Annotated in this window: 15 protein-coding genes; 11 read left to right on the top strand and 4 right to left on the bottom strand. The window is 69.0% G+C overall.

Annotated features, from left to right (window positions below):
- The first annotated feature begins 353 nt into the window (after positions 1 to 353).
- Complete coding sequence (locus ACIBLA_RS32045) at positions 354 to 1637, top strand: glycosyltransferase family 2 protein (protein ID WP_399200649.1); 1284 nt, start codon at positions 354 to 356, stop codon at positions 1635 to 1637.
- 88 nt (positions 1638 to 1725) lie between these two features.
- Here ACIBLA_RS32045 and ACIBLA_RS32040 read toward each other — a convergent pair whose 3' ends face one another.
- The 3 genes from ACIBLA_RS32040 to ACIBLA_RS32030 form a co-directional block, all read right to left on the bottom strand.
- The gene (locus tag ACIBLA_RS32040) at positions 1726 to 2037 is read right to left on the bottom strand and encodes a hypothetical protein (RefSeq protein WP_399200647.1); all 312 of its coding nucleotides are present in this window, start codon (positions 2035 to 2037) and stop codon (positions 1726 to 1728) included.
- 38 nt (positions 2038 to 2075) lie between these two features.
- On the bottom strand, positions 2076 to 2393 hold the full coding sequence (locus ACIBLA_RS32035; protein ID WP_363246461.1) for a hypothetical protein: 318 nt from the start codon (positions 2391 to 2393) through the stop codon (positions 2076 to 2078).
- Positions 2394 to 2583: 190 nt separating this feature from the next.
- On the bottom strand, positions 2584 to 3132 hold the full coding sequence (locus ACIBLA_RS32030; protein ID WP_399200653.1) for an alkaline phosphatase PhoX: 549 nt from the start codon (positions 3130 to 3132) through the stop codon (positions 2584 to 2586).
- A 98-nt stretch (positions 3133 to 3230) separates the two neighbouring features.
- Between ACIBLA_RS32030 and ACIBLA_RS32025 the strand changes: the two genes are divergently transcribed.
- The 10 genes from ACIBLA_RS32025 (at position 3231) to ACIBLA_RS31980 (ending at position 11236) form a co-directional block, all read left to right on the top strand.
- Positions 3231 to 3893, top strand: coding sequence for an HAD-IA family hydrolase (locus ACIBLA_RS32025; protein ID WP_399200646.1), 663 nt, complete (start codon positions 3231 to 3233; stop codon positions 3891 to 3893).
- A 107-nt stretch (positions 3894 to 4000) separates the two neighbouring features.
- Positions 4001 to 5203, top strand: coding sequence for a helix-turn-helix domain-containing protein (locus ACIBLA_RS32020; protein ID WP_399200645.1), 1203 nt, complete (start codon positions 4001 to 4003; stop codon positions 5201 to 5203).
- A gap of 188 nt (positions 5204 to 5391) precedes the next feature.
- Complete coding sequence (locus ACIBLA_RS32015) at positions 5392 to 5835, top strand: hypothetical protein (protein ID WP_399200644.1); 444 nt, start codon at positions 5392 to 5394, stop codon at positions 5833 to 5835.
- Entirely contained in the window at positions 5832 to 6041 is a 210-nt protein-coding gene (locus ACIBLA_RS32010; RefSeq protein WP_363246467.1) for a hypothetical protein, read from the top strand. The genes ACIBLA_RS32015 and ACIBLA_RS32010 overlap by 4 nt, the downstream gene beginning before the upstream one ends.
- Positions 6042 to 6091: 50 nt before the next feature.
- Positions 6092 to 6979, top strand: a complete 888-nt coding sequence (locus ACIBLA_RS32005) for a glycosyltransferase family 8 protein (RefSeq protein ID WP_399200643.1) — start codon at positions 6092 to 6094, stop codon at positions 6977 to 6979.
- The gene (locus tag ACIBLA_RS32000) at positions 6976 to 7896 is read left to right on the top strand and encodes a phosphotransferase family protein (protein WP_399200642.1); all 921 of its coding nucleotides are present in this window, start codon (positions 6976 to 6978) and stop codon (positions 7894 to 7896) included. The genes ACIBLA_RS32005 and ACIBLA_RS32000 overlap by 4 nt, the downstream gene beginning before the upstream one ends.
- Positions 7893 to 8630, top strand: coding sequence for a glycosyltransferase (locus ACIBLA_RS31995; RefSeq protein WP_363246470.1), 738 nt, complete (start codon positions 7893 to 7895; stop codon positions 8628 to 8630). The genes ACIBLA_RS32000 and ACIBLA_RS31995 overlap by 4 nt, the downstream gene beginning before the upstream one ends.
- 14 nt (positions 8631 to 8644) lie before the next feature.
- Entirely contained in the window at positions 8645 to 9559 is a 915-nt protein-coding gene (locus tag ACIBLA_RS31990) for a PIG-L deacetylase family protein (RefSeq protein WP_399200641.1), read from the top strand.
- On the top strand, positions 9556 to 10170 hold the full coding sequence (locus tag ACIBLA_RS31985) for a dTMP kinase (RefSeq protein ID WP_399200640.1): 615 nt from the start codon (positions 9556 to 9558) through the stop codon (positions 10168 to 10170). Before ACIBLA_RS31990 ends, ACIBLA_RS31985 begins: the two co-directional genes overlap by 4 nt.
- Before the next feature lie 7 nt (positions 10171 to 10177).
- On the top strand, positions 10178 to 11236 hold the full coding sequence (locus ACIBLA_RS31980) for a glycosyltransferase (RefSeq protein WP_399200639.1): 1059 nt from the start codon (positions 10178 to 10180) through the stop codon (positions 11234 to 11236).
- Here ACIBLA_RS31980 and ACIBLA_RS31975 read toward each other — a convergent pair.
- Positions 11206 to 12249: a phosphotransferase gene (locus ACIBLA_RS31975; protein ID WP_399200638.1), complete on the bottom strand. Its 1044-nt coding sequence runs from the start codon at positions 12247 to 12249 to the stop codon at positions 11206 to 11208. The two genes, ACIBLA_RS31980 and ACIBLA_RS31975, sit on opposite strands and share 31 nt — an antisense overlap.
- Positions 12250 to 12317 lie beyond the last annotated feature (68 nt).

The raw sequence follows: 12317 nt of genomic DNA, 5'->3' as shown, positions 1-12317 counted from the left end.
ACGGTGCCCGAGTCGAAGATCGTCGAGACCCTCATCGAGGAAGCGATGAAGATCGCCGAACAGATGGAGAAGGACGGGGTCCCGTCGGGCGAGCCGCAGGTGGTCGCGGGCATGTGAGGACGCTCGCGCGGAGGGCTCCGAAGGTCACCACCCTTACTCCCCCGGAGCCCCCGACCTGCGCCCTCGACCTGCGCCCGCGGTCTGTACGACCGGGAGCGGCCCGACCGCAGATTTCAAGCCAACGAGTCCGGTATATGCCGCCACATCGTGACGTGAGGGCCATCACACACAATCATCGGTGAACCAAGACAACCAACGGTCTCCGCACTCGGTCTTGATTTCCGATGAACACCATGCCTGCTCCTGACGCGTCCGTTCCTGATGTGAGCGTTCCTGATGTGAGCGTTCCTGACGTCAGCGTGATCGTCGGGGCCTATGAAGCGATGCCCTATCTGATCCGTTGCCTGGAGTCGGTGGAGGCTCAGACTCTGGGCGCCCGCCGCATCGAACTGATCGCCGTGGACGACGGGTCCACCGACGGCACGGGTGCTTATCTGGAGGAGTTCGCGGCCCGGACCGCCGTCCCGACCCGCGTGGTGCGCCAGGCCAACTCCGGTGGGCCCAGCGGCCCGCGCAACGTGGGGCTGGGCATGGCCAGGGGCCGGTACGTCTTCTTCCTCGACGCGGACGACTACCTCGCCGACGAAGCGCTCGCGAGCATGCTGGCCATGGCCGACCGGGCCGGCACGGATGTCGTGGTCGGCAAGGTGGAGGGCGTCAACAGGGGTGCCCCCAAGTCGATGTGGAAGCGGACCGCCGACCGCGTCGACGTCTACGACTCGCCGGTCATCTTCACGCTCAGCGCGCAGAAGCTGTTCCGGCGCGAGCTGATCACGCGGCTGGGGCTGCGGTTCGACGAAGGGCTGCGGACCGGCGAGGACGCGCTGTTCACCATGGAGGCGTACATCCGGGGCAACGGGGTCTCGGTCTTCGCCGACCACACCTGCTACTACCTGGTCGGCCGCGACGACGGCAAGCACGCCACCAAGAGCGGCGACCACACGCACCGCTTCGACTCCGCGCGCGCCATGATGGCGCTCATACACGACCTGGTCCCGGCCGGCCCGAAGCGCGACCGGCTGCTGGTCAGACCGTTCACGGTCGGGCTCATCCAGCAGTTCGGGCACAGGATCGTGCGGGATTCCCCGGAGATCCGCCGCCACAAACTGGAGCTGGCGGCCCCGCTGATGGAGACGTACTGGTCACCGGAGGTCGCGCGGCGGATCAAGGTCGCCGAGCGGCTGCGCCTGGAGTGCGTCGCCCTCGGCCGGCTCGATCTGCTCGCGGACATCCTGGCCTTCATCAAGGCCGGAACGGAGCCGGAGGTCGTCCTGCGCGGCCGACGGCGCACCCCATACCTCGCCTACCCGCACTTCGGGGACCCCCGGTCCCCTCTCCCCGACGCGGCGTTCGAGGTGACGATCCGGGACTGGGTGGGCAAGCCGGGCGGGCGAACCATCGAGCCACCCCGCGTCACCCGCCAACGCCGCTCGCTGACGCGGCGGTTGGTACGCGGGGTGCGCGCGTGGGGCAAGGGCGTTCGCCCTGGGAGGTCACTGTCCGGTCAGGCGTCCTGACAACTTCCGCCCTTCGGGGCTGTCGTGGCGACCATGGCGGGGAGTGCCCCACGGGCGTGGCGCCCTCCCCGCGTTCACCTGGTGGCGGTCAGCAGAACCAGCCGTCCTGGACCCAGCCCTTCCGGTTGATGTTGCCGTAGGCGAAGCCGTAGGCCCAGCCGCCCTGGATGCGTTCCACGTCGAAGGTCTGCGGGCGGTAGAGCGTGCCCATCCAGGCGCCGAGAGGCTCGGTACGCACGAAAAGGCTGTCCGCGCAGACGGTCTCCCGCTGGCCGGGCGTGCCGTTCGCGGCATGCGCCGGGGCGCTCGCCGTGCCGACGAAGGCCACCATCGTGAGCAGGAGGGTGGCGAAGACCTGGCGGCGTCCACCGCGTGCGGCGCGGTGTGCGGTACGGCTCATCCGGACCTCCCGGGAACGATGGAACGGCCTGCGGGTGTTCACCACGAACCCCATCCGCCGAGGCACTCGTAGCGCACGTAACCCCAGTCGTTGGGGCCGAAGTCGAACGTCGCGGCCCAGCCGTTGTAGACGGGGTGGGCGCCGCGGGTGTGACCGACCTTGTCGCCGTAAGCGAGGGTTCGCTTGAGGCCGACCGGCCCGGTGGAGCTGTCGTAGTTGTCATAGAAGCTGGCACTCGCGCAGACGATGATCGCGTGGTCGGGCACGACAGGGGCGCCCTGAGCGGGAGTGGCAGGCGCGAGAAGGGGAATCACCGCCGCGGCGGCCACGATTCCGAGGCGTCTGAGGACAGGCATGTTGATCCTTTCAGCGGAGGAGGGCGTCAGCTCCGGTTCTACGAAGTGACGCGCGTGGATGACGGCTGACATGGTGAATTGTCATGTGCATAACTGCCCTGCCGAAGGGACTGCGGAACACTGCGGGGGAAACCCGCTCCCCCCGCCCTGCGGCACAGGCGTGAACCGCGTTCGGCGCCGGACCGTCGGCTCAGCGGGCGGTGCCCGTGTGCGGCACGGTCGGGCCATTCCGAACGGTGGTGATGAGTCCCGCGTCGCGTAACGCGGTGGCGTGCCTGTCGGCCGCGGAGGCCGAAACGCCGGCGTCCGGATGGCGGGGGTCCGGCTCCGCGATCCAGCCGAACTCGTCCGGTCTCGCCTCGCGAGCGGCGAGGTCGAATCGCGGGTCGGCACGGTGCCAGGGTTGGCCGAAGCCGCCGGCGGACAAGCCGTACCTGACGTGCTTCTCGCCACGACGCCAGTCGGGCTCGTCCGTGCCGAAGACGGCGTTGAAGTTCTCCTCCGCCGCCAGGTGGGTGCCCCAGGGGGTGATGCCGGCACCGCTGCAGGCCGGCACGCCCCGTGACCTGCCGTCGACCACCACGGGACCGGAGAACCGGACCGTTGAGTCGCCCGTGATCCTCCGGTTGTACGCCGAATCCACGGCCTTCCAATCTTTCCTGTCTGCCCCAAGCGAACTGGCCCCTGGAACCGTCCCCTCCAGGTTCCCGGACTCCGCCAGCCCCAGGGCATCCTGCACAACGTCATCGGCAGGGCCGACGAATCGCACAGCGGTGAAGAAGCGGAACGCCTCGCGGTAGCGTCGTCGTTGAGGTCAACGGAGAGGAACCCCGCAGCATGCCGCAGCCCACGGACACCGCCCACCACCACACCCCACGCGGGCTCATCCTGGACTTCGCCGGGGTACTGACCGGTGATCCACGTCCCGTACACCGCACCTGGTGCGAGTCGGAAGGGCTCCTCGCGGAAGCCTGGCGGGCGACCCTCAACGACCATCCCGAGGGCCGACGGCTATACACGGCCCTGGAGATCGGGCAGATCAGCCAGGCCGAATGGAACGAGGGAACGGCCGCCCTGCTCGGCACGCACGTGAACGCCGACAACCTGATGGGGCGAGCCTGGGCGAAAGTACCGCCGGCCCAGCGGATGGCAGCGCTCGCCCGCGCCGCAAAGGATGCGGGGTACCGGTTGGCGCTCCTGTCGAACAGCTTCGGGCTGGAGCCGTTCAACCCGTACGAGCAGGCCGGCATTTGGGACCTGTTCGATGTCCACGTGATCTCGGAAGTGGTCGGTCTGGCGAAGCCGGACCCGGCCATCTACCAGCTCACCCTGGACCGCCTCGGCCTGCCGGGCCCGGCCTGCTTTTTCGTCGATGACCACCCGGTCAATCTTCCGCCCGCCGAGGCCCTCGGCATCACCACCGTCCTCGCGACCGCAGAGGACCAGTCGGTCGCCGAGCTTGAGCGCCTGCTCGGTGTGAGCGCGGTCCTCCCGGTGTAGGCGTTTTCCGGACGCCCCCCAACTCCCGCTCCGCAAAAGGGTGCACGCATCCGTAGCGAAGTGGGTACGGTCCAAGCCTGGCTTGATCGGCCCGGGGAGTTACTGTCATGCAATGGTCGGAATACACCACCGCTGAACGCCTCAAGACCCTCCGCAGCGGGATGACGCAAGAGCAGCTGGCGGAGGCCGCCGAGGTATCGGTCGGTGTCGTGCGGAAGCTGGAACGTGGCGGCACCGCTTCTCTTCCCTCCCTGCTGGCCATCGCCTCCACGCTCGGCACCGACATCGCCGTACTCCTCGGACAGCAGGCACCTCGCCGCTCGATGGATCGTGACGAGCGTGCAGCCCTGCGAACCCTCTCGGCTGCCACGCACGACGCCGCGATCGGCATCCCCGCCGACACCAAGCCGGGCACCGTCGCCGAGCTACGTGCCGTCGTCCAGCACGCGGACACCGCCTACTGGGCCGGCCGGTACACAGAACTCGGCACCCTGCTGGCGGCCCTGCTGCCGGAGGCCCGTGCTCGGTACGACGCCGCTGGCACCGACGAGAGAGAAGCCGCGGCCGGTCTGCTGGCCGACGTCTTCCAGACCGCGGGCATGGCCGCCAACGTCTGGGGTTCGCGGGACCTCGCCTACGCCGCCCTCACCTACGGGCGGCAGATCGCAGTCCAGGCCGGGGACGACCTGCGCGAGGCGCATCTCGCCGCCACGACGGCGTGGGTGAACCTCCGCGACGGGCGTACGTCGCAGGGTTTCGCGCTCGCCACCGCCCAGGCCGACAGAATCGAACCGAAGATGTCCGAGCACGACCCCGACCGGCTGTCGGTGTACGGGCAGCTCGTCACCAACGCTGCAGTGGCCGCCTCGCGGGGAGGGGCTTCCGCCGATACGGCACGCGAGTACCTCTCCCAGGCCCACGCGGTCGGCGCCCGCCTCGGCGGTGAACATGCACGCGGCGACCATGCCCAGCCGTACGGCCCGCTGTACGCCGCCACCCAGGCCATGAGCATCGCCGTCGCCTTGGGCGATACGGCGGGAGCGCTGCGGCTCATGGACACCGTCAAGCTGGACGAGACGGTACCGCTCGCGACGCGCGCCCGCTACGGACTTGATGTCGCCCTGACTCATGTGGAGTGCCGCCGGTGGGAGCGGGCGGCCGACACCCTGGAGGCGGTCTGCACCATGGCGCCGGGGTGGGTGCAGCACCAGATGTTGCCCGGAGTGATCATCTCGCGGCTGGCGGGTGTGTCCCTGGGCCGACTTCGCGGGCTCGCGCACGCGGCCGGCGTCCCGCTGGGCGTGCGCTGACCGCACACGACCACGACCCGTGGTAGTTCGGCGGTCAGAAGTGTGCCGACTGCCACGCTCCGTGGCAGTCGGCACGGCTGCGGGGGGCTCTACCTGTACGGGGCGTGACAGCCCGCCCCGTCCCCAACTTCCGCCGTAGCCACGGCCCGTACCTGTCAGCAGGACAGCCTTCTCAGCACGCTTGGGGCATGCCGAACTCCCCGTCCGGCGGCCTCGGGCACGTCCCCGTCGCCGTCGACTCCTGCGCCGCCGAACCTCCTGCCGTACGCGAGGCAGAGCGTCGAGCTCGCAATTACGCCGATGCCCGCCACTGGCACGTCGCCGGGGTCTGGTCCGACGACGACCCCACAGCGCCCCTGGACACCCGGTCGGACTGGTCGGCCATCACGGGTGCCCTGTCGTCCGGCCTGGTCCGGGGCATCGTCGTTGCCGGAGCCGCACACGTCACCGACGATGCCGCCCAGTTCGCCGCGCTCGGCGTCGTCATCCGCGACCGTGGCGGGTTCCTGGCCGAGGCGACGAACAGCCCCTCCCGCCACACGCCCGGCCAGCACGAGCGTCGCCGCATCCTCTTCGAGGCGGCGGCCAGCTGGACGCCGTGGGGACGTCTCAGCCTCGGAAGCGTCCAATGAGCGGCGTACGTGCGGCGGTTGGCGATCTCGTCCGGGACAGCACCGGCCGGCAGGCGATCGTGACCGACATCAGACAGAAGCAGACCTGGGTCCTGCGTCGACCGGCGGGCGGCATGGCGCACCGGTGGGAGACCGACGACCCCGACTCGCTTCACGTGCTGGAGACCCGCGCGTCCCGGTCCACACGCCGACGGGACGCGCCTTGAGCGACCGCCACAACCCATCCTCATCGCTGTCTCTGGAAGGCGAACCCGCTGTGTACGCATTCGGCTTGTGCCTCGATCAGCGCTACCTCGTCCCCGGACTGGCCGCCGTCACCGCCCTCGCCGACAGCCTCACTGCACGGGCTCGTCGGGACGTCGCGCTGCGTGTCCTCACCCTCGACCTGACTCCGTCCGAGGCCGTGCTCCTCTCACACCTCGCGCGACGGGCCGGATTCGGCTCGTTCGACCTGGCCCAGCGCGCCCCGCTCAATACCGCGCGGATGGCGGACGCCTCGTACATCAGCGTCGCGACCTACCTGCGGTTCGAGTTCACCGCCGAGTTCGTTCGACGCCCGTATGTGATCTACGTCGATGCCGACACTCTCGTCCGAGGCGACCTGAGCGCACTGCTGAACGACTTGCGACCAGGTGAAGTGGGCGCTGTACGGGATGAGTTCATTCCTTCGATCGGCGACAGTCACGCCCTGCCGGGTGTGGCAGAACGCTGGCCGCACCTGAAGGGCAGGCCGTACTACAACGCCGGTCTGCTGTGGGCCCACGTCGCCGACCTGCCCCGGGTACGTCGCGGAGTCGCTCACGCACTGGTTCGGCAACGTCGGCACATCCACCACAATGACCAGGACGCCCTGAACCTCTGGCTCCTCCACGCCGGCCGCGTTCGACCGGTCGGGCCCGGCTACAACCGCTTCGAGCTCGGCCGGTTCCTCGAACGCGGCAACTGGGCCCGTCGCGTTGTCGCCCGCTCTCCGCGCCCCGACGCCGCCGCACCCCTCATCCACTTCGTGGGTCCCGAGAAGCCGTGGCAGGCTGCCTGCCCCGGCACCGAGGAAGTCCGTGAGTACCGCGCGCACCTGAGACGGACCATGCGTCATGTCCGCGCCCTGGGCTCCACCCACGCCGAGCAACCGGAGCTCCGATGAACGCCTCCCTCGTCGTCCCAACCGTCCCGCCGATGGTCTCGCGCGCCTGCGGCCTGTTCCTGAGAAGTCCCGCCAAGACCGCCGAACGCCTGACGGCGGGCTCTCGTACCGCCGTCTACCGGGTCGCCCTCCACCACGGCCCGAGCGTGATCGTGAAGCTCTACTCCCACACCGCACGCCGGAATGCCCTCACCGAAGCCACGGCGATACGTGCAGTCTCAGCTGCCGTGCCCGTACCGAGGGTGCTCGGTTACGGCACCACCTCCACCACCGGCGCCACAGCCTTGATCACCTCGGACTTGGGCCCGGACACCCTCGGCTCTGCCGTTCGCTCAGGAAGCGTCCCGCGCCTCCAAGCGCTGAGGGACCTCGGCGCGCTCCTCGGCCGCGTGCACGAGGCACCGGTCACCACTGCGGCCCCGGGGCACCTAGCGGTTGAAACGGTCGGCTCCCTGAGTCGCCGCTGCTCGCCCGACGTACTCGACCGGCTCGCCCCCGCCCTTGCCATCATCACCGGCACACCAGACGAGGCGTCCACCGTGTGGTGCCACGGTGACCCCCACCTCGACAACGTGGTCCTCGCCGGCACCCGGCAGACCCGTCACCTGGTCGACTTCACCGACGCCGCCCCAAGGCGCCGGGAGGCGGACCTGGCACACGCTCTCGTCATGACCGACGCCCACGAACAGTGGGACCGGCACGCCTTCCTCGGCGCCTATCCCCACGCCGTGAGCGACACCCACCTCGCGGCATGGTCGGCCTTCGTCACCGTGAGCTGCTGGACCCACGCCAGCCCCGGCAGCAACCAGACCATCTGGTCCGACCGATTGGCCGAGCTGTCCCGCCGGACGCCACACCTCTTCCGGCCCCACGCGGGGCACTCCCACGCACCGAACGCGAGAAGGAGAGCCCGATGACCAGCCCCGACACCGGCCTGACGGTTGTCGTCCCAGCCCACAACGAGGCCGCCTACCTGCCGCGCTACCTGCCGACCGTCCTCGCCTCCCTCGCGCAGTGGGAGGCCGCGAGCGGTGAGCAAGGCGAGGTGATTGTGGTCGACAACGCCTCCACCGATGCCACCGCCGACATGGCTGCCACACTCGGGGTCCGCGTGATCAGCGAGTCTGTCCGCAGGATCGGCCGGGTACGCAACGCCGGTGCCACCGCTGCGCGCAGCCCTCGGCTGTTCTTCACCGACGCCGATGTCGCCTTGCCCATCGAGGCAATCGGCGCGGCAGCATCCGCGTTGGACGCCGGAGCCGTCGGCGGAGCGATCCCACCGCTCTACACACCGGACCGCCTCGGGGCACGGCTGCTGTGCGCGTACTGGGACCACTACCGCGCCCGCCACGGTGGCGCACAGGGGGTCGCCCAGTTCACCACCGTCGCCGCGTTCAAGACGATCGGTGGCTACCGCGAAGACCTACTCATGAGCGAGGACGTCGACTTCTTCGCCCGCCTGACCACCCACGGCCGTGCCACCAACGCACCGGTCAAGATCCTGGACGACCTGCGCGTACGCCCCTCCACCCGCCGTTACGACCAGTGGTCGAGCCTCCGGATGCTGTGGTGGCAGAACCCCGTCACCGCCCGTCTCCGGCTCAGGTCCCCGCGCATGTGGCGCCACTGGTACGAGACCACCGTCCGTTGAACCAGGAGTCCCGGATGAACGCCCCAACCGCCCTCACCCACACCTCCGCACAACCAATCGCCCTGCCGGTGCCGGACGCGACAGGGATCTACGCGTTCCCCGACGACCTCGACCACGCCCACCACCAGTGGACCCACCAGCTCCTCACCCGTCACCGCACCCACGACCACCAAGTCATCGAGCTGATGGCGCCGCACAGCGGCCAACCCCACTTCATCGAGCTGCGCCGCCCGGCCGGCCGTCCCGTCCTCGCGCTCGAACCGCACCACGACGACTTCACGCTCTCGGCTGCCGGCACCTTCCTCGCCCGCCCCCGCCCACTCACCGTCGCCACGGTCTTCACCCGCTCCACCAGCGTCCACCCGTCCCTGGAAGACGCCTACAGTACCGAGTCCGCCGTCTCCCACCTGCGGGACCGTGAAGGCGCCGCCGCCCTGGCTCCATTCGCGGCGACCCGCCTCGCCCTCGGCCACAAGGACGCGGAACCTCCGTACCGCCCATACGGCCAAGACCGCCTCGACCAGATCACAGAGCAACTCCGCTCGATCGTCGCCGCCCACCCGGACACCGAACTCCTCGCCCCCGCCGCCGTCACCCGCCACCCCGACCACCTGCTCGTACACGAGGCCGCAGTCCGCCTCGGATGCCGGTGGTTCTGGGAGGACCTGGCGTTCTGGCCCACCCATGCGCTCGCTGGCTGCGACCAGCACCTCTTCAGCTCCCGTGCGCGGGCGAAGCTCGTACCCTCGCTGGTAGACATCACTTCGGTAGTTCTCGACAAGCTCACCGTCCTGCGGATGCACGGCTCGCAGATGTACCCGGCCCGGAAGATGTACCGCCCGATCCGGCACGCCTGGACCGTCGCCGCCGACCGACTGGGCTGTTCCGGCACGTACGCGGAGCGCTTCTACCGGACGGAGTCGCTGTGAAGGTCATCGCGGTCGAAGGACCCTCGTACGCCGGAAAGTCGACGGCGATACGTCACCTGCGCAGGCACGGCTACGAGGGCCGGGCCTACATCGCGGACTGCTACGTCAAGCAGATCGGAAGCCGGGACGCCGTACCACCGGCTCGCACCGCGTCCGCGACCGAACAGGTCGCCGCTTTTGAGACGTTCATGGCCGTCGAAGAGACCCGCGTCCGCACGGCACTCGCCGCCGCAAAGCCCTTCGTAATCCTCGACCGCTCCGTGGACACCCTCCTCGCGCACGCCTACGCCCTCGACGCCTTGTTCGGCTACGCCGTCCAGCACCGGCTGCGCGACCGGCTCCAGGTGCTCCCCCACCTGAGCCCCGACCACACGGTCTACCTCGACGTACCCGCCGAAGTACTTGGCCTGCGTCGCAAGACGTCAGGCCATACGGCTGCCGAGCCGGACTACTTCCTGCACGAGCCCACCTTCCTCACGCACACCCGCGACTACTTCCTCACTCACGCACAGCCTCCCGTGTCCCGAGAGGTCACCGTGGTCCCTGCCGACACCAGCCCGGAAGCCATCGCCCACGCGGTGGAAGCTCTCGTCTCGTACTGGACCCGGTGACTCGCCGATGCCCACTGCTCTCTTCGCCTGGCGCCGCACCCCGCCACCGCTCCTCATCGGCGGCGCCGAGGTCACCCAGCAGCTACTGGCCGAAGAACTCGCCGCCGCCGGCTGGCAGGTCGTCTACCTAGGCTCCCACCAGGCGCCCTGGGACCAGACCACGCAACTCCCCCAGTTACAGGACCTGCTCGACGCACGCCAGTCCCCGTACGAGAAGGCCAAGGGAGTGCTCCGCTACCGCTGGAACGGAGTGGACTGCATCGCCGTACCGCAGGATCAGATCGCCGCCACCCTTCACGAGCATCTGGCCAGCCTGCACCCTGATGTCGTGTTCACCTCTCAAGAGGGTGCGGCCGACCTCGCCGAGCAGGCCCGGCCTACTGCGCTCGTCGCAGGCATCCTGCACTCCGTATCGAAGACCGGCCTCGGGGTCCTGGCCGGACGACCTCAATACGGCCTGGCCGTATCGGAGTTCGTACTCGGCCGAGCGCCCAAACACCACGACACGCGTCTCGCCGTCTTCCACCCGCCGTTCGTGCAGCCCCCGCAGGGTACGAACACGCTGCGGACCGAGTCGGTGCTGATGGTCAACCCCATCCCAGCGAAGGGTTCCGACCTCCTGCACAAGCTCATCCGCCTGATGCCCGACCAGCACTTCACGCTGGTCGAAGGCTGGTGGAACACCGCCGACGAGTTCGCCACCCAACCGAACGTGACCTACATCCCCCGCACCTACGACATGGACACCCTCTACCAAAGCCACCGCCTGCTGCTGGTGCCGTCCACGGTGGAGGACGCGTTCCCCCGGGTGATCGTCGAAGCCGCACTGCATGGCACACCCAGCATCGGCAGCGACAGTGGCGGCATCCACGAAGCCATCGGCCCACACGGAATCGTCCTCCCCCACACTGCGGGTCCACCGGCCTGGGCGAACGCCATCAACGCCGCCGATCACCACGCCCTCGGTAAGCAGGCCCAAGGCCACGCGGCCCGCCTCACGCGCCCCAGGCTGCCCGAACTCGAAGCGCTCGGGATCTATCCTGCGGCGAACGCGTCCTCGACCTGATCGAGTCGTTCCGTCCACCAGTGCAGCAACGCCTCGTCCGACGTGAAGAGTTCGTCGAACGAGAAGTCACCGCGGTCGTAGTGGAACTCCAGCTGCCAGAAGTCCGTCATTCGCTTCCACCACAACCGCCGCACACCATCCAGCAACGCGGATGTCTCCAGCGGAACCACGGAACGGTAGCCGCGCACAAAAGCCGTCACGCGAGCAAGATCGAACACCCCGCCCACCCCGAACTGCACCTGGGCCGTCCGCACAACCTCTTCGGCATACGGACGGACACCGACACGGTCCCAGTCGAGAACGGCCGACAGTTCCCCGTCCGCCCAGAGCAGGTTTCGGTACTGGACGTCACCGTGTGTCCACCCGTGGCGGCCCCTCGGCACGGCATCTTGCGGCCGGCGGTCGGCATGCTGATCGAGCAGTGCCCGACGTTGCTCCAGGGCCACCGTGGCCGCCACGTCAAACGGGCTGCGGTTGCCCTTCTCTCCCGCAGCAATGGAGAGTCGCTCCGACTTCTCCACCGCCCGTTCCGGTGCTGTCACATCAGCCGTCAGGGTCTGTGGCGTTGCAGGCAGCAAGCCCCGGTCGCAAGCACGACCGAGACCCTCGTGCAGACGCCCCAGCTCGGCACCCAGAGACCTCACCTGGAACAGGGAGAGGTCAACCCCGCGAACATGCGTGCCAGCAACCCAGGGGAACAGGCACCAGACCCCCCCACCAAACTCGGCGATCAACGAACCCGAGGCGGTGGCTACCGGGGCACTGACCGGGAGGCCATCCGCAGCCAGCGAGGACAAGGCCCTCAGATTGCGGACCAGCCGATCGAGCGACACATCAGTAACCCGCTTGAGGGCGAACACCCCTGCCTGGGCATCCACCTGCCAGTTGGCATTCATCAGCCCATCAGCGAGGTAGCGCTGCTCCCTCACCTCTCCAAGGCCGAAAATGCTCGCCAGTTCGGCAAGGGCGACGTCTGGAACAGCGGGACTGCTCGTCACGGTCGCATCAGTCACCTGGGGGACGATACGCGGCCCAGCGCCCGCAGAAACAAGCTTCACCGCGCGCCATCCACACCCCGCTC

The organism is Streptomyces sp. NPDC050433 (assembly GCF_044458565.1).
Lineage (GTDB): Bacteria > Actinomycetota > Actinomycetes > Streptomycetales > Streptomycetaceae > Streptomyces.
The sequence above is the reverse complement of the archived record's forward strand: the minus strand, read 5'-3'. Positions and strand labels throughout refer to the sequence as shown.